Source organism: Nocardia sp. CY41, from assembly GCF_009829325.1.
Taxonomy (GTDB): Bacteria; Actinomycetota; Actinomycetes; order Mycobacteriales; family Mycobacteriaceae; genus Nocardia.
Genome location: NZ_VUOS01000006.1, coordinates 114,737 through 131,429, shown reverse-complemented (window position 1 = coordinate 131,429; position 16,693 = coordinate 114,737). Strand labels below are relative to the sequence as shown.

Below are 16,693 nucleotides of genomic sequence, written 5' to 3'. Positions count from 1 at the left end.
GTCGTACTGCCGACCGGTGTCAGCTGCCCCTCTCATCGTTAGCGCCGCATGGACAGCGGTGCTGATACAGGAAGCGACAGTCATGAACCACATCATGTTCGACAACCGCACCGACGTACCCGTCGGCTTGATCAGCGCACCGGGAGCGGCCCGGCGGCCCCACGGACTGGTCGGCAACACCCCAGTGCTGCGCATCGGAGCCCCGCTGGCTCCGGCCGGTCGCGGGTTCTGGGCCAAATTGGAGGGGTTCAATCCTGGCGGGATGAAGGACCGCCCCGCATTGCACATGGTGCAGCGCGCGGAGGAGCGAGGGGATCTCGCACCCGGCGCGCCGATCATCGAATCCACAAGCGGAACTCTGGGCTTGGGTTTGGCTCTGGCCGGAATCGTCCACAGCCACCCGGTCACCGTGGTAACCGATACAGGACTGGAGCCCATCGTTTCGCGGATGCTGGCAGCCTATGGAGCGCGGGTCGAGCTCGTGACCGAACCCCACCCGACCGGCGGGTGGCAACAGGCGCGCCGCGAGCGTGTCGCGGAGTTGCTCGATCGTCATCCCGACGCCTGGACTCCGGACCAGTACACCAATCCCGACAACGTCGACGGCTACGAATCCTTGGGGATCGAGCTGGTCGAGCAGCTCGGCAACATCGACGTCCTGGTGTGCGCCGTCGGCACGGGCGGCCACTCGGCCGGCGTTTCGCGGGTGCTGCGCCGTTTCAATCCCGACCTCAAGCTGATCGGCGTGGATACAGTGGCCTCGACGATCTTCGGCCAACCATCTGGGCCGCGCCTGATGCGCGGCCTCGGCTCGAGCATCTTCCCAGCCAATGTCGACTACCCGGCGTTCGACGAAGTGCACTGGGTGGCGCCCTCGGAGGCCGTGTGGGCTGCGCGAACGCTCGCCGCGACCCACCACGCGTCCGGTGGCTGGAGCGTGGGCGCGGTGGCACTGGTCGCCGGCTGGGCAGCTCGCGTATTCGACGCAGACACCACGATCGCGGCCGTATTCCCGGATGGACCACAGCGCTACTTCGACACCATCTACAACGACCGCTACTGCGCCGAACACGGGTTGCTCGACGTCGACCCACCGATCGAACCCGCAACTATCACCCATCCCAGTGAGCGTGTCGTTACCTCCTGGACCCGCTCTACGACCGTGATCGACCCCAAGACGATGGCTTCTCCAGTAACAACTCCTTCATGAAGATGCCGACACAGAGATGTGACACGGTACGCGGTCCCGTGGTGCGTCGCTCGTTAGTAGATGAGGGCGACGCACCACAGTAATTCGGCCACGCACGTCGCATCATCGAGGGCAAGCTGCGTCGTGGTACCGAAAGGATCCACTACTCCCAACCCGGTTTGGTCATCGAACGAGGCCGAGATCGTCGATATCCACAGCAGCTCCGGCGGCACTTACGACCCTCCGCCGCGCGCCCGCGATGCTGGCACGGCGCGGCATCGCGGGCGGTCGGAAACGGGTGGAGCGAGTGATGCGCGGCGCCGGGTTGCAGGGCGCGTTCCTGCGTAGGCGGGTCTCCTCCACGCGGCAAGATACCCGCGCGGCACCGGCACCGCATCTGTTCGGACGCGTCTTCACCGCGAATCGGCCGAACCGGCTGTAGGTGGCCGATGCCACCCCATCCCGCGTGGTCAGGGCGCGTACTGACTGGCCGCGGTCCGGGATGCGTTTTCCAACCGTATTGTGGTCTGGAAATCTCGGACCGCTGTGACACGAACTGGTGCTCAGTGCCCCGGAGTACGCGGTCTGGAGTTACGACATCCGCGACGGCGACTTGATCCACCATTCCGACAGGGGCTCGGTCTACACCGCCATCGGTCGCGCCGGTTGGCGGACAACGGTATGGAGCCTTCTACGAGGTAGGCGGCGGCGGGATCTCACCCGCCGCCGCTCTCAGAACCGTGCTCTCCCGTCGCCACGGCTCCCGATGTCGAACCGGTGGGCAACGCGCCGTGCTTCCAGAGCGCGACCATGCCGGGATAGGTTCAGGCGAACTCGGCCATCTTCTGACGTGCCCGGCCGACGGCACGGCGATACCGCTTGTACTCCCCATGGCCCATGTCACGAGAAACGAATTGATCTGGCGTTCCAAGAAACTGATCGACTCGGGCTTGTAGAAGTGCCCGTAATAGTTGCCCCAGCCCCCACGACGGGGTCGATCATCGCGGCGATCTCTCTGAAACTCAGCGCGGTCCGGCGGCTCAACTGCCGGGTTCGGATGGTTCTAGCCATGGATTTCTTGTACCTCGAGGAGACATCGTTCACGCAGCTCGTGAACTCCGCGATGACGCGCTCACCACAGAACGTGCCGCCCCGCAGCTGCGCATTCGGGGCGCCGACCGAGACGATCGATGAAACGCACGGGTGGGCTCGTCGCACTCGAGCCGAACGGGCCGAAGGTGGGCCGACGCAGTGGCGGGCACCCGGAATTCGGGTGCCCGCCAGGTGATTCGGTTCGATGGGGTTGTTCAGGCTGCGGTGCTTTCGGCCAGCCGCTGTTGTGTCGGCCAACGTGGGTGTTCGGCGTCGATGACGTAGGCGTGGGTGTGCCGGTAGAAGCGGTCGTCCACGCGTACGGCGTCGATCAGGCGAGCTGGATCGATGGTGCCGACCTCGTGCAGATGGGTCATGACCTCCGGATCGTGCCGCGGCCACATCCGCACTGCCACAGCGATTCCACCAGCCGCGAGCACGGCGAGGACCACCCAGGTCGTGGTGAATCCGGCGACGGTGGTCAGCCATCCGGTGATCGGATAGGTGAGCAGCCAAGCCAGGTGCGACAGCGAGAACTGGGCCGCGAACAGTGCGGGGCGGTCAGCCGGCCGGGAGGAGCGGCGCAATACCTGCCCTGTGGGTGTCAGTATCGCCGCAGTGCCCATACCGACGGTCGCCCACACCGCGATCGCGGCGGCCCAGCGCCAGCCACCGGCATCGGCGAAGGACAGGGCGATGGCCGATCCGAGTCCGGCCAGCAGGGTGGCCGCACCGGTGAGCATGACCGGTCGGGCACCGAGGCGATCGAGGACGCGGGGAAGGGACACGGCGACGAGCATGGTGCCGAAACCGTTGGCGGCCAGCAACGCCGCGACGCCGGACTGGCTGCCACCGAGGGTGTCGCGGACGTAGTTGACCGTGTTGATCATCACCACCGATCCGGCGGCGGCGACGACGAGGTTCAATCCCAGCAGGCCGCGCAGCCGCGGTGTGGCCGCGAAGATGCGCATGCCGACCGTGATCCGTTCACGGAAGGAGCCCTCGGTCGCGGCGGTCACGTTCGGTATGCGAGCGGTGATCACCAGTGCTGCCGAGATGGCGAATCCGATCGCGGTACCGGCGAACAGCCAGTGGAAGCTCATCACGGTCAGCGCGGCCGCGGCGAGCATGGGACTCAGCAGGGTTTCCATGGTGGCGGCCAACTGGGTCGCTGACAGGGCCCGGGTGTATTCGCGCTCATCGGGCAGGATGTCGGGGATGACGGCCTGGTAGGTCGGAGTGTAGGCGGCCGAAGCGGTTTGCAGTACGGCGATCAGCACGTAGATCTGCCAGATCTGGTCGATGAACGGCAAGGCGAGCACGACGGTGGCGCGAATCAGATGCAGCGACACCAGGAACGGTCGGCGGGGGAAGCGGTCAGCGTAGGCGCCCACGATCGGAGCGACCGTAACGTAGACGAGCATTTTGATGGTCAGGGCGGTGCCGAGAACTGCGGCCGCGGCGGCCCCGGCGAGTTCGTAGGCGAGCAATCCCAGTGCGACGGTGGTCAATCCGGTGCCGAACAGGCCGGTCACCTGGGCGGTGAACAGGCGCAGGTAGTCGTGGTTGTGGAACGGTGAGCTGGTCATGGGCGCGGAGCGCATCGCAAATACTTCCTCGGGCGAGTTGGGGTGGGTCACGGGTGCTTCGACAGCAGCATTCGCACATGTCGGGCTCCTTCCCCGCTACGTGAGCGGGCGCACCATGCGCCCGCCCACCGATGTGCGGTGATCAGTGGGTGACGGTGGGCAGGGTGAAGGCGGCGGTGCGCACGACCTCGCCGTGCTTGAAATCCAGGAACAGGCGGTACGTGCCGGGTCCGGGGACGGCGGTGTGGAAGGTGACATCCGGTCCGGGCGCGGTCACACCGTCGCCGGGTTCACCGTTCGGATGCACGTGGATATAGGCCAGATCGCCCGCCCGCAGGATCACCAGATGCCCGTAGGCGGCCAGGTACGGCTGGAGATCGGTGACCGGTGCGCCGTCCTCGCGCACGGTGAGAGTGAGCAGGCGGCCCTCACCGGGCACGAGATCACCATCGAGGCTCACCTCGTATCCGTCCACGACCGCGGTGCGCGCGGCCTCCGGAACGGGGTGCGGCCGGTACGCACCCGCCACGGCGAGATCCGCGCCGAGGGTGATGGTCTTTCCGAGCGCCCGCGGGGCGATATCGGTGAACACGCGATACGCGCCCGCTTCCGGAAGGTTCAGCCGCACCGCCCAGGTGCCGTCGGCGCCCAGTTCGGGGTGGACGTGCCAGAACCCGGTCAGTTCGCGCCGCACCACGATGAGGTGCAGGTCGCGGTCGTGGATGGCGGTGTAATCGGTGACCGGCTTCCCGTCCGGGCCCAGGATCCGGAACCGGAAGTCGATCTCACCCGGCTCGGTGATGGGTTCCGCCAACTCCAAGGTGTACCCGTCCTGGGTGATCTGGAGCCCGCCCGGCGCTTGGCCGTCGTGCGCGGCGTGATCTCCGTGACCGGCGTCGGCGGAGGCGGCCGCGTGCTCGGCGTGATGGCCGTGACCGATATGAGCGGCGTGCCCGCCATGGTGATGGGAGTAAGTCTGAGTGGTCATTGTCGCGGCCTTTCCGATCCTGCTGTGGTGGACATCCGAAAATTTAATACCCCCTGGGGGTATATGCAAGTTGGGTGTTCATGACATGGCTCACTCCTAGTTCCATCGACCTATGCCGCCGGGTTCTCATCGTGACGCGGGTCGGGATCCGGCCGGCATCGCCGCCGCGGCAATCGGCCGCGACCGGGCCTCCCGCGCCCCCGAAGAGCTGATCGGGCTCACCGCGCCGTGCTGATCATTCCCCGAGACGACGAAACGACACCCGCCCGCATTGGCTGGCCGAACACTTCGCCGGGATGCTGCCACGCGGCCGCCTGGCGTCGGTGAGGATGACCCCGGGGCTGCACACCACACACGACATGGCCGATCAGTTCGCCCCCACCGTCGAGGAATTCCGTCCCGAGCACAGCTGAACCGGCTCCCGCATCCACACCATCCATACGCGCAGGCGTGCGGTCATGGAGTTCCGCGCAGGGCCGCCTCGAGCGGCAGGTGACCGCGTCGAATCCTGTCGTCCGAGCCGTGATCGCGCGTTTCACCGAACAGGAATCGTTCACCACGCCGCAGGGCACATCGCGACAATCGAGGTGAGCCATCTCGACTGCGATGACGTCGCCCGACAGTGCGCTTCACGTGTCGAGTCCCCGGAGAACCACCGCACCGGCACACAGTCACCCATGAGGTAAGCCTCCTTCGGTCCGGCGCCACCGAATACCGCCAACCGGCCACCGGCCCTCGACCGCACCGATCATTACTCCCGCCCTGTATAGCCACCATCGCCGAACCGATCACGGTCGGCACCAGGATGCCCGGCGCGCTCTGCGCGGACCCGACCGCGCCGACAGCAAGGTTCTCCGGGTCGAAAGCGAGGAACACGGCCCGCGATCAGAAACGTCGACGCGCCGATCCCCGCGCCAGTCCGACAGTGGGCCTTCACCAGCTGCTCGGCGACCAACACCACGACCGCGAGCCCGACTACGATCGCAGCGATCGACCACCATCCCGGGTCACCCCCTTCGGGCGCCCTCGGTCCTGCACACCACCTCAGCCGGAACCACGGCCGCCGCCTCGCGGGCGAACTGTTTCGATGGCCGCGGCTTCACGCCTCCGCCCGGGCGTGACAAGTCCGGTGACGATGGTGCCGGCCCAGCGATGCAGCCGGGGCTGATTGGCTTTTGTGGCCGTGACTACCCAAGCATCCATGTCTGAGAGCGCATCTGAGAACTCCAGGGTCTTGCCGCGCAGCTCGAATCCGCGCAGTCCGGCCTGGGAGAACCCGCCGCGGCGGGTGCGTTCGGCCGCGTCGACGAGGTGCCGGGCGAGGCCGAGGATCAAGGCGAAGACGTGTTCGGCGACGGTGGAGTCGCCGTAGTCGGGAACATTGCTGACGGTGATGCCGTGCGCGGCACAGTACCCGAGATCGATATGGTCGTAGCCGGTGGACCGGGTGGCCACCAGTTGCAGCTTCGGGAACCGTTCGAGCACATCGGCGTCGAGCCGCGAGCGGATGAACGTGCTTGGCACGTCGGCGTCGGCCGCGGTATGCGTGTCCAGCGGCGCGGAGGAGCAGATCAGCTCATGTTCTGGATGCAGCCGTAGGCACGCTGTGTGTTCCCACTGCTGGACTTCGTTTATCGCGATCTTCACCGGCGCTTGTCCCGATCAGATGCCCAGGCGCGGTCGCGCTCGCGTGCCACGACCGAAGAGCACGGCTGCGATCACCACCAAGCCGCTCGGCCAGGCCAGGGCGAGCAGCAGCGTTGCGGGCAGGTCGAAGTCGGTGGTCAGGCCGGTGTCGAACAGTAATCGGGTGCTCGCGTATCCGGGCCAGAGCCGCGCCCAGGGAGCGGGTTCGGGGCGCAGCATCGGGCTCTGGATCAGGCCGAGGTCCAGGAACGGGATCAGGAAGGCGACGAAGACGCCGGCGACGCGGCCGAACAGCGGCGCGAGAATCATCCCGATCAGGCCGTAGGTGATCGCGGCGAGCATGAGGGCGGTGATGAATCCGGCCCACTGCGCGGGCGTGAAGACCGTCGCTGTGATCGCGAGGGCGGCGAGGCCGATGACCGCCGCCGCGACCGTGAGGACGCCGAAACGAACGGCGAGCAGTACACTGCGGCGGTATCCAGCCAGCCGCAGTCTTCGATCACCAGCCTCGGAGTCGGCCACCACGAACAGCCCGGCCAGGGTGGCCAACGCGGCGACCGCGATAGGTGCCATCGTGCCCGCGTGTACCTCGGGGAACCAGAATGTGTCGGCAACGGTCCGATCGCCGTGACGCACCGAGATCGCAATGGTGCGTTCTGGGGTGGTCACCTTGGCGAGCAGGATGAACACCACCGGCACGACCACCAGCAACGCCAGCAGCGCCGGGTTGCGGCGCAGATCGACCAGACCCAACCGCAGGCCGGTGACCAACTGCCCGGACGGGCGGCGCGCGGGCGGCGCGGCGCGGGCGGCGCGGACAAGCACGACCGAGCCGACTGCGACCGCCGCGATCAACCACAGCAGGGCGTAGCCGAGGTCGGTGATCCGTCCGCCGTGCCCGGAGGGCAGGTCGATCATCCACAAGGTCACGAAATGCGTCGGCAACCAGCGAATGAAGGTTTGGTCGGTGCCCATGCGGGAGGGCCCGAAGAACACGTCGATGATCCACACGAACAACACCAGCACCGCGCCGTTGACCGGGTTGGTGGCCAGCACCCCGAGCACGGCGCCGATGGCCAGATAGATCACCGCGAACATCAGCGTCCCGGCGATCGTGCGGAGCGGGTGGTCGAGGCCGGTGCGCGCGGTCAACGCCGCCAGCGACACCGCCGACACCAGCGCGGCAAGCAGCAGTCCCGTAGCGGCGCGGGCGGCGACCAGTCGTCCGGGCGCCAGCCCGGCGACCACCAGCCGCCGGTCGGCGGCGCGGGCAGCGCGGATCTGGAAGTACATCGCCAGGCCCGCGAGGAAACCAGCTGACCAGCCCACTGTCGCGGTCTCCACCGACATCTCGATACCGCCGAGCAGTTCCATGGCATCGGAGATCGTTCCCGCGGCGACGAACACGAACAGTGCGGGCACGAGCACCAGCACCACCAGGTTCACTGGGTTGCGGGCGTAATCGGTGACGAAGGCCCGCACGTAGGGCAGGACGGATCGTTTCATGGCCGCGGCTCGCTGGTCGAGGGCGGTCGGTCCGATGCCGCAGCGCCGGCGATTCGCGGTGTCACCTGCCCGTCGCGTAGTTCCAGGATGCGGTCGAAGCGGTCCTCGTCGGCGACGAAGTGACTGATGATCAGCACCGAGCGGCCCGCGGCGCGGCGGTGAGCGACCAGATCCCAGAATTTCAGGTAGGTGTCCCAGTCGAATCCGGCGTAGGGCTCGTCGAGCAGCAGCACGGCGGGATCGGCCAGCAGGGCGAGGGTGAGATTCAGTTTGGCCAGCGTCCCGCCGGACAGACGATCCGCCCTGGTCCGGGCGTAACGCTCGAAACCCAACGCCGCATACAGTTCTCGCTCTGCGCGCTGTTGATCCGCCCGGGTCATCCGGTAGGCGCGGGCGAACAGTTCGATGTGCTCGTCACAGGTCAACCGTTCGTAGATCACCGGCTGCTGCGGGCAGTATCCGAGCAGCCCGGATCGGGTGACGGTGCCGGTGTCCGGTTGCAGTTCGCCCACCAGGATCTTCATCACCGTCGATTTGCCCGACCCGTTCTCCCCGACCATTCCCACCACCTCACCGGGGCACAACGCCAGGTCCACGCCGCGCAGCACAATCTGCCTCGACGCGAAGGGCCACCCGCCACGACGGAACGATTTCCCGATCCCCGTGGCGGTCAACACCGGCGCACAGGTCGTCGCCGTTGTGAGCATTTCGGTGGTTGGAGTGTCAGACCGGGCATGCTGTGTGGACATCGAGTGCTCCGCTCAGTTGATCAGATGCGGTGATCGAGCCCGCTGCCGGAACGGTTCGTCACGTGCGGTATTCCCGTGTAGCCCGCTGACCGCTCGTCGTACCGATGGTGAGTCGTCGCGCCACGGCCGCTCGTCCCCGGCGCGAGACAGCCGTGGCACAGACGCCGGTACCCGCGCGGCGTAGGCGGCCCATTCATCGCCGAAGTGGGCGGCGACCTCACGTTCGTGGCTGTGCGCCAACCGCACGTAGGCCCAGATCGCGATCCGGAACCGAAGTGGTCGGCCACTGCAAGAGGAACCCGATCATCACCAGCAGAAACCCGTCGTACTGTGGGTGGCGAACCTTCGTACGGTCCCGTTCAGCGGCACGGTTACGGTCGGTCGGAGGTGGGGTCGTGGTCGTGGCTTTTGCTCATCTGGCGTGACTGGTCGTCGTTGCCGTGTCCCTGGCCGCCCATCATGAACATCATCATCAGCGGGCAGGCCAGCACCACCAGCAGCACCAGCAGTGTCGACATCGACACTCCGGAAATGGCCAGACCGGCGACCAGCACGGCCAACGCCAACGCGTACCACGGAAGATGCCGGGTGTTCATCGCATTTCCCTTCTCTCGCGATCACCTCGAGTCTGCGCTCGCACACCGGTCGCCGAAGATGGGACGAGGTCGCCTCGAGGGGCGCCGAAGGACCTCCATCCGACCGCCAAAGGTCCCTACCCTTGCGGGGTATCGACGCGGCAACCTCGACGACACCGCACGACCAACCTTGCGGACCGGCCACTGCGGCCGGATCGCTCGACGAGAAGGAAATCGACGTCATGAACCCCATGCACATGTTGTGTCAATGGATGTGCGGCCTGATGGGTGGTTGCCCGATGATGGGGCAACCGATGTGACACGCACGCCAGCTCCCTCACCCGGCTCGGCACGACGGGTAGCGCAACAAAAACGTCCCCTTCCGGAGCCGGTGACAGTAGGTCGGCGGCGTATGCGTCGAGTCTGCGCGGTAATACCCAAGGGGGGTAGGGACCTTCGGATGCGTCGGAAAGGGCACCTGGTCTCTAGTTGCCGCGGTCGGCGGCGCGGATCGTAGAGGGCGTCGATCGCACGCCCAGGCTGACACGTCACCGGGATGGGAGGTCGCGACGACGCCGATGATTTGCCTCGATGAAGGAGCTTCCGATGATGTTCTGGTATGGCGACGAAGGGATGAGTGGGTGGGGTTACGCGCTCATGACCGTGGGCATGGTTTTGTTCTGGGTTCTGGTGCTCGCCGGGGTGATCCTCACAGTCCGGTACTTGGCGCAGCCGTCGGCGCCGGTCGGCGGCGCGCCGATCGTGCGCCCCAGCGCCGAGCACGTGCTGGCCGAGCGATTCGCCCGCGGTGAGATCGATGCCGACGAATACCACCATCGCCTGGCTACGCTGCGTGGCGGTATCGGCCCCGGCCCCGGTGCGAACAGCCCCGGCGACCTCTAGGGAGTAGTACTCCTCACCGAATACGGTCGACTACCGCCTCCTGGAGGAGGGATCCTGTGCCCAGCCATACCGAGACCCGTCTACCCCCGCCGAAGGAGAGCGCCACCGCGGTGCTCGACGTGCGTGGCATGCTGTTCGCCTCGCAGCAGAACGTTGTCGCCGCCCGGCTCGCCCGCCGCCCCGGGGTGCATCGAGTCGAGGTCAACCCGGTGGCGCAGACCGCCACCGTGGTCTACGACCAGACCCGGACCACGATTGCGGCGTTGCGGGACTGGGTGATCGAATGCGGCTACCACTGCGCCGGACGCTCGATGCCCGCCCACATCTGCGACCCGCTGACCGAGCCGGATCCACCCACCGTCGACGCGCACCACGTCCACGCCGGACAGGCTGGTCAGCCGGGGACTGCGAAGCCTATCGACGATGTCGCCCACACCATGGCAGCCCCTGCTCGCACCGAACACCCGGCAGGCGCCGGCGACCTGCGTTCACCACACGAGGCGATGGGTCACGGCGGGCATGCCGGGATGTCGATGGCGGCCATGGTCGCCGACATGCGCAACCGGTTCCTGGTCGCGCTGGTGTTTTCGATCCCGATCGTGATCTGGTCGCCCATCGGCAGAGACGTTCTGGGGCTGGACGTGCCGGTTCCGTTCGGGCTGCGCGAAGACCTCTGGGCGCTCCTGCTCAGCCTGCCGGTCATCTTCTACTCGTCGTGGATCTTCTTCGACGGCGCCGTGCGGGCGCTGCGGGCCCGCACGCTGGACATGATGGTGCTGGTCGCGGTCGCGATCGGCTCGGGCTGGCTGTATTCGCTGGTGATCACGCTCACCGGCGGCGGCGAAGTGTTCTACGAGGCCGCCACCGTGCTGGCCGCGTTCGTACTGCTCGGGCACTGGTTCGAGATGCGCGCCCGCGGCGGCGCCAACGACGCCATCCGCACCCTCCTCGACCTCGCGCCGCCGAAAGCGCTGGTGTTGCGCGACGGCGAACCTGTCGAGATCCCCACGGCCGACGTGGCGGTCGGTGATCTGCTGCTGGTGCGTCCGGGCGCGAAGATCGCCGTCGACGGCATCGTCGAGGACGGTGAGAGCGAGGTCGACGAATCGATGGTCACCGGCGAAAGCCTGCCGGTGCACAAGGCTCCCGGCTCGGTGGTCATCGGCGCCGCCATCAACACCAACGGCACCCTGCGCGTGCGCGCGACCAAGGTCGGCGCGGACACCGCGCTGGCGCAGATCGTGCAACTCGTGCAGGAAGCCCAGAATTCGAAGGCCCCCGGCCAGCGTCTGGCCGACAAGGCGGCGTTCTGGCTGGTGCTCGTCGCGCTGATCGGTGGTGCGGGCACGCTGGCGGCCTGGCTCCTGCTCTCCGATCGTCCCTTCTCGGCGGCGATCCTGTTCGCGATCACCGTCGTGGTCATCACCTGTCCGGACGCCCTCGGGCTGGCCACACCCACCGCGATCATGGTCGGCACCGGGCTCGGCGCCAAACGCGGTGTGCTGTTCAAAAACGCGATGGCGCTGGAGACTTCGGCCCGCATCCATACGGTGGTGATGGACAAGACCGGAACGCTCACCAAGGGCGAACCCGAGGTCACCGACCTCATCACCGCCAGCATCGGTGAAGCAGAGCTGCTGCGCCTGATCGCCGCGGTGGAACGCGAATCCGAACACCCCCTCGCCCAGGCCGTCGTCCGCTACGCGGACAAAGCAGGGGTCGGCCAGGTTCGGGCCGAAGCGTTCGAGAACGTCCCCGGCCACGGTGCGATCGCCGAGGTCGAAGGCCGCCGTGTCGTCGTCGGTAACCGGCGGCTGGCCGAACGAGAAGGCATCGACCTCGGCGCGCTGGCCGCCCGCCGCGACGAACTGTCCGCCACCGGACGCACCGCAGTGATCGCCACGGTGGACGGCAAACCGGCGGCGGTCATCGGCATCGCCGACGCGCCCCGCGAAACCTCACCAGCGGCCGTCGCCGCGCTGCACGATCTCGGGATCGAGGTGGTCATGCTGACCGGTGACAACGAAGCCACGGCGAAGCGCATCGCCGAACGGCTCGGCATCGACACCGTCATCGCCGAAGTACTGCCGGGCGACAAAGCCGCCGAGATCGCGGAACTACAACGCGGCGGCCGCCGGGTCGCCATGGTCGGCGACGGCGTCAACGACGCTCCCGCCCTCGCCCGGGCCGACCTGGGCATCGCCATCGGCGCAGGTACCGACGTGGCCATCGAAACCGCCGATGTCGTGCTGATGCGCTCCGACCCGCTCGACGTGCCCACCGCCCTGCGTATCGGCCGCGGCACGCTGGGCAAGATGCGCCAGAATCTGGCCTGGGCGATCGGGTACAACACCATCGCCCTGCCTATCGCCGCCGGCGTCTTCGAACCCGCATTCGGCCTGATGCTGCGCCCGGAGATCGCCGCTTTGTCCATGTCCGGTTCCAGCCTCATCGTCGCCGTCAACGCGCTCGCCCTCAAACGACTCCGGCTTCCGACATCCAAGCCGGCGCACACTGGAACCTCCGAGGCAACGCCGGTGATCGCGTAGGACAAGGCCGCCGGGCTCCAGACCCAGCCTCGAAAACGGCTGTGCCCGGCCATCACCTCAGACAGACATGGGGTGTCCGACACGGTCCAACCCGCGGTCTCGGGTATCGGACGAGCGGACGGTCAGGCCACCGTGGCATCGGCGCCATGATGCCCGGCTGCTGGTGCGGCCACATCATGATCGTGTGCGGAATCCGGTCCGATTCGAGATTCAGCGCTGCTCATCCATCCCCGGGTCACGGGACCCGGTGAGGTATCCGTTCGGTGGTGGTATGCCCGGTCGGTGCGAGCGGGAAGTCCCGGAGCTGCCCAGGGTGGTTCGGATTCCGGCGGCCTCGACCGGGATGTCGGCGGTGGTGGCGCTGGGGCGGCTGGTCAGCCGAAGCCGGGTGTGGTCGAGGTCGACGTCGATGCGGTGACTCCGGTAGTGCAGGCCGAACCGGATCGCGGCCAGGTTGTCCGGCAGCCCGGGATACGCGGTCGAACACCTGATCCCGAGCAACCCCTTCGCAATGGCATGCTCCGGACTGTCCAAGGCATCCACGGGCGGAAGGGGCTCCGGCTCCTCGAGAGTGGCTTCCGCGAGCCCCGGCACTCAGCCCGCCGCAGCGTGATACAACTCGCGATTCTCCACCCACGGACGCCGCCGCTCCCTCAGACTCATCGCCAACAACGCCCGTAACGTGCCCCACGCCACCTCATCGACCGGCATGTACACCTGCATCCACGCATTCGGCACCGACGGCAACGACCTACTCGTCAAGAACATCTCCAACTCCCCCACCGCCTACTCACCTGCACCGCCACATCATTCAACGCCCACAACGACGCGAAACTCTCAGTCTCCGCACACAACTCCGCGATGAATCCTCCCACCCCGGATCGCCCAGATTCTTCGCATACGCACCCCGCAAGTACCCCACCATCCAACGACGACGTCCGCGCCACCGCACTCAAAACCTGAACACAACCGATCGAGTCCTCCTCGACGATCACCTCGTCCAGGATCCGTTGCCAGGTTCCATCAACGCTCCAGGTCCGCAGCCGACTCGGCCGCCGATCGCACCGACCTGCGCGAGCGTGATATCACTGCCATAATCCCGGTCCGGCCGATCAAGCCGGACACCGCCGCAACCGCAGCCGCCCGGGCGGACGACCACCGGCGTTCGAACTGGTTCCACTCGTCGAGCGCTGGCACGAGCAGTACGTCGCCGAACGCGAGGCCGCCGGATATCACGGTCCGGAAGCGGCTGACCACGGCGATCCTCCGATGAAAGGGATCGGGTCGGCAGGCGCATAATCCGTGCGGCCGCCGATGGCCTTCGAAACCGCCGATCACCGCGGGCAGCGGACCCGCACGCGTTTCCGTGCGTATGGCGGTGCGCAAAGGGTAGGCCGCATATGCAACCTACTTCGACGAATGGAGGCGTCATGAGAGACGTCGACGACACCGTTCACGCAGACCACGGTCGTCCCCTTCGAATTCCCCGTAGCCGGGGCGCCCTCGGCGGGCTCGCGGTGCTACTGCTGGGCCTCTGGGGTGCGCTGATCCCGTTCATCGGACCCTACTTTGACTTCGCGTTCACTCCGGACGACCCGTGGGTGTGGACGTCGGCGCGCGGGTGGCTCCAGGTGTTGCCCGGCGTCGCCGCGATCATCGGCGGATTGCTCATGCTGGCCAGCCGCAACCGGCTCGTGGCGAGCTTCGGCGCGTGGCTGGCAGCGGCGGCGGGCTTGTGGTTCGTGATCGGGCCAACACTGGCGGACACACTGAAAATCGGGGATGTCGGCGAACCCGTCGCCACCTCCGACCTGAAACGGGCCCTGCTACAGCTGGCCTACTTCTATGGTCTCGGAGCGCTGATCCTGTTCTTCGCCGCGACCTCACTCGGCCGATTGTCCGTGCGCAGCGCACGCGATATCGCCTTCGCGCGACGCGAGGTCGATACCAGAGCCGCCGCCGAGGTCGACAGTCGGCGGCGTGTAGCCGACGCGCCGGGCCCTGTGGAACCCGCCTCCCGAGCCGATGCCACACCGGGGCCACGACCGGACAAACCCGGGCTGTATCGCAGCTGACCTCACCTCCAACGTTGCCGAAAACGGTGGGCGCGGCGTTCCCTCCGCCACGTTGCTACGCAGCACCGTTGGCACAGAATATGGTCGGGCAGGGCATCTGGACTATCAGTGCTGCGCGAGCGCCGCCGAGGAGTTCGCTCGAAACATGCGCAAACACCCCGAAGCCTGTATCGCCATCAACCGCGAGGCGGACCCCGACCTGCCGCCTCTTCCCTGTGCCCCGCCCTGGGCCGGCCTCTCGCAAAGCGAGCGCGCGCGGGTCTTCCAACTCATCGGTAGCGGCGCGACAGCCGTGACGCTCGTCCCTGCGATGGCGGACCGCGCCGCCCACGTCACGATGCAGCGCTCCCCGTCCTATGTCGTGCCGGTCCCGCGCCGCGAGCACCCACGCCCCACCCTGATCGTCTGGGGAGACCGCGACCGGATCCTTCCCGCTCATCACCTGACAGCGGCCAGCGGACTGCTCCCGCACGCCGAGACCTTCCTGTTCGCCGGGATCGGCCACATGCCGCAGATCGAGTGCCCGGACAAGTTCGCCGAACTGGTGCTGGGATTCCTCGCCACTGCGACGCATCGCTGACCGCACCCGACCCCGGCGGCGATGCCTGCCGATCTTGCCGCGCGTGCGCGGACAACGGCGAGCTGGGTCCATGTCGCGCACGCTGCACGACATCGCGCTTGCCTGGCGGCGTCCGCGCCGCAGTGAAATCACAACGAACATCGAAGGGAATCGCTATGTCCAACCTCGACAAGGTCGCCGTGCTCGGCGCCGGAGTGCTCGGCGGGCAGATCGCCTGGCACTCGGCCTTCAAAGGCAAAACCGTTGCCGTCTACGACATTTCCCAACAAGCCCTGGATCGATGCCGGGTCGCCCATGAGCAGTACGCGGCAATCTACCTCGCCGAGCTCGGCGCCTCGGATCACGACATCGCCGACACTCGCACGCGGCTGACCTACACGACCGCCCTCGGCTCGGCGGTATCCCACCAGCACTGAGGGGGGTTGCGCCCCCATAGCTCCTTTTCGGTCTGCATCCCCGCGCAGGCAGCAAGGTCGTCGCCATTACGGGGGTGCCAGCAGCGGGTGGTCGACGTGAACGTCAAGGGAATTCTGCACGGTATCGCCGCAGCGCTACCGATATTCCGCCGCCAGGGCGGCGGTCACCTGGTCACGGTCCTCTCGGTTTCCGGCCTGAAAATCGTCCCCACGCAGACGGTGTACGCCAGAACGAAGAACGCAGTCCGCACTCTCCTGGAAGGCTTGCGACAGGAGAGCACCGACGGCGTGCTGCGGACGACATCGATTTCCCCGGGCCTGGTCCGCACCGAGTTCATCGACCATGCCATCGACGATCCGGCCTTGCATGAACATGTCAGGCGGAACATGGCCGATCTCGGCATCGACCCTACGGCGGTAGCTCGGGCGATCGCATTCGCGATCGCCCAACCCGAGGATGTCGAAATCGGGGACCTGACGATCCGGCCGACGCGCCAGGGCTGAACAAACCCCCGCGGGGCCTTACCGAGCCACATCTCGAGCACAGTAGCCGCGAGGCTGTAGATGTCGGTCCGCCGCCTCACCGTCTCTCTTCTCAACTGCTCGGGAGAGGCGTAGCGAGGCGTCATCCCACCGCCGACTTCGCGAATGTGTTGCCGCCCAGCCAGTGTGAAGGTGCGCATATCGAGGGTCGGTGCATCTCGCGCCCAGACCTGGAGAGCCCCGGTGAGGGCCTTCTCCCTGATTGGCAGGTTGGTTCGCGGGGTCGACTCGCGATGACGCATCCGAGCGGAAGGTAGAACGCTGTCGTACCGGAGGATGGTGAGGTCTGGCC

Annotated in this window: 13 protein-coding genes and 3 pseudogenes; 7 read left to right on the top strand and 9 right to left on the bottom strand. The window is 67.1% G+C overall.

From position 1 onward, the window contains the following. The first annotated feature begins 82 nt into the window (after nucleotides 1–82). Nucleotides 83–1,210: a PLP-dependent cysteine synthase family protein gene (locus tag GVY64_RS07335; RefSeq protein ID WP_159839821.1), complete on the top strand. Its 1,128-nt coding sequence runs from the start codon at nucleotides 83–85 to the stop codon at nucleotides 1,208–1,210. 670 nt (nucleotides 1,211–1,880) lie between these two features. Here the strand turns inward: GVY64_RS07335 and GVY64_RS39060 are convergent. The 7 genes and pseudogenes from GVY64_RS39060 to GVY64_RS07300 form a co-directional block, all read right to left on the bottom strand. Continuing rightward, a pseudogene (locus GVY64_RS39060) lies at nucleotides 1,881–2,159 on the bottom strand (hypothetical protein); the annotation flags it as partial. A 337-nt stretch (nucleotides 2,160–2,496) separates the two neighbouring features. Next, on the bottom strand, nucleotides 2,497–3,870 hold the full coding sequence (locus GVY64_RS07325; RefSeq protein ID WP_201297931.1) for an MFS transporter: 1,374 nt from the start codon (nucleotides 3,868–3,870) through the stop codon (nucleotides 2,497–2,499). A 142-nt stretch (nucleotides 3,871–4,012) separates the two neighbouring features. Continuing rightward, complete coding sequence (locus GVY64_RS07320; protein ID WP_159839819.1) at nucleotides 4,013–4,858, bottom strand: hypothetical protein; 846 nt, start codon at nucleotides 4,856–4,858, stop codon at nucleotides 4,013–4,015. 1,044 nt (nucleotides 4,859–5,902) lie between these two features. Beyond that, nucleotides 5,903–6,505 carry a hypothetical protein gene (locus GVY64_RS07315; RefSeq protein WP_159839818.1) on the bottom strand — a complete coding sequence of 201 codons (603 nt, stop codon included), beginning with the start codon at nucleotides 6,503–6,505 and terminating at the stop codon, nucleotides 5,903–5,905. Nucleotides 6,506–6,520: 15 nt separating this feature from the next. Continuing rightward, on the bottom strand, nucleotides 6,521–8,011 hold the full coding sequence (locus GVY64_RS07310) for an ABC transporter permease (RefSeq protein ID WP_159839817.1): 1,491 nt from the start codon (nucleotides 8,009–8,011) through the stop codon (nucleotides 6,521–6,523). Then, nucleotides 8,008–8,619, bottom strand: coding sequence for an ATP-binding cassette domain-containing protein (locus tag GVY64_RS07305; protein WP_442939549.1), 612 nt, complete (start codon nucleotides 8,617–8,619; stop codon nucleotides 8,008–8,010). The genes GVY64_RS07310 and GVY64_RS07305 overlap by 4 nt, the downstream gene beginning before the upstream one ends. 512 nt (nucleotides 8,620–9,131) lie before the next feature. Continuing rightward, complete coding sequence (locus GVY64_RS07300; RefSeq protein ID WP_159839815.1) at nucleotides 9,132–9,356, bottom strand: DUF2933 domain-containing protein; 225 nt, start codon at nucleotides 9,354–9,356, stop codon at nucleotides 9,132–9,134. 585 nt (nucleotides 9,357–9,941) lie between these two features. On the opposite strand from GVY64_RS07300, the gene GVY64_RS07295 reads away from it, so the two are divergent. Next, on the top strand, nucleotides 9,942–10,238 hold the full coding sequence (locus GVY64_RS07295) for an SHOCT domain-containing protein (RefSeq protein WP_159839814.1): 297 nt from the start codon (nucleotides 9,942–9,944) through the stop codon (nucleotides 10,236–10,238). A gap of 128 nt (nucleotides 10,239–10,366) precedes the next feature. Next, nucleotides 10,367–12,787, top strand: a complete 2,421-nt coding sequence (locus GVY64_RS07290) for a heavy metal translocating P-type ATPase (protein ID WP_201297946.1) — start codon at nucleotides 10,367–10,369, stop codon at nucleotides 12,785–12,787. Nucleotides 12,788–12,997: 210 nt separating this feature from the next. On the opposite strand, the gene GVY64_RS07285 is transcribed toward GVY64_RS07290, so the two are convergent. Beyond that, nucleotides 12,998–13,330 (bottom strand): glycosyl hydrolase family 65 protein, encoded by a 333-nt coding sequence (locus GVY64_RS07285; protein ID WP_159839812.1) that lies wholly within the window; start codon nucleotides 13,328–13,330, stop codon nucleotides 12,998–13,000. 51 nt (nucleotides 13,331–13,381) lie between these two features. Continuing rightward, entirely contained in the window at nucleotides 13,382–13,555 is a 174-nt protein-coding gene (locus tag GVY64_RS07280; RefSeq protein WP_159839811.1) for a hypothetical protein, read from the bottom strand. Between the two features lie 662 nt (nucleotides 13,556–14,217). Here GVY64_RS07280 and GVY64_RS07275 point away from each other — a divergent pair. The 4 genes and pseudogenes from GVY64_RS07275 to GVY64_RS07260 all read left to right on the top strand — a co-directional run. After that, on the top strand, nucleotides 14,218–14,862 hold the full coding sequence (locus GVY64_RS07275; protein WP_236566678.1) for a hypothetical protein: 645 nt from the start codon (nucleotides 14,218–14,220) through the stop codon (nucleotides 14,860–14,862). A gap of 268 nt (nucleotides 14,863–15,130) precedes the next feature. Further along, nucleotides 15,131–15,442, top strand: a pseudogene (locus tag GVY64_RS07270) (alpha/beta fold hydrolase); the annotation flags it as partial. Nucleotides 15,443–15,597: 155 nt separating this feature from the next. Next, nucleotides 15,598–15,858 carry a 3-hydroxyacyl-CoA dehydrogenase NAD-binding domain-containing protein gene (locus GVY64_RS07265; RefSeq protein WP_159839809.1) on the top strand — a complete coding sequence of 87 codons (261 nt, stop codon included), beginning with the start codon at nucleotides 15,598–15,600 and terminating at the stop codon, nucleotides 15,856–15,858. A gap of 87 nt (nucleotides 15,859–15,945) precedes the next feature. Then, nucleotides 15,946–16,362, top strand: a pseudogene (locus tag GVY64_RS07260) (SDR family oxidoreductase); the annotation flags it as partial. Nucleotides 16,363–16,693: the final 331 nt, after the last annotated feature.

Coding starts and splice junctions, on each gene's coding strand:
- GVY64_RS07335 (WP_159839821.1), top strand. CDS start 83: ATGAACCACATCATGTTCGACAACCGCACCGACGTACCCGTCGGCTTG.
- GVY64_RS07325 (WP_201297931.1), bottom strand. CDS start 3,870: ATGACCAGCTCACCGTTCCACAACCACGACTACCTGCGCCTGTTCACC.
- GVY64_RS07320 (WP_159839819.1), bottom strand. CDS start 4,858: ATGACCACTCAGACTTACTCCCATCACCATGGCGGGCACGCCGCTCAT.
- GVY64_RS07310 (WP_159839817.1), bottom strand. CDS start 8,011: ATGAAACGATCCGTCCTGCCCTACGTGCGGGCCTTCGTCACCGATTAC.
- GVY64_RS07300 (WP_159839815.1), bottom strand. CDS start 9,356: ATGAACACCCGGCATCTTCCGTGGTACGCGTTGGCGTTGGCCGTGCTG.
- GVY64_RS07295 (WP_159839814.1), top strand. CDS start 9,942: ATGATGTTCTGGTATGGCGACGAAGGGATGAGTGGGTGGGGTTACGCG.
- GVY64_RS07290 (WP_201297946.1), top strand. CDS start 10,367: ATGCTGTTCGCCTCGCAGCAGAACGTTGTCGCCGCCCGGCTCGCCCGC.
- GVY64_RS07280 (WP_159839811.1), bottom strand. CDS start 13,555: ATGTTCTTGACGAGTAGGTCGTTGCCGTCGGTGCCGAATGCGTGGATG.
- GVY64_RS07275 (WP_236566678.1), top strand. CDS start 14,218: ATGAGAGACGTCGACGACACCGTTCACGCAGACCACGGTCGTCCCCTT.
- GVY64_RS07265 (WP_159839809.1), top strand. CDS start 15,598: ATGTCCAACCTCGACAAGGTCGCCGTGCTCGGCGCCGGAGTGCTCGGC.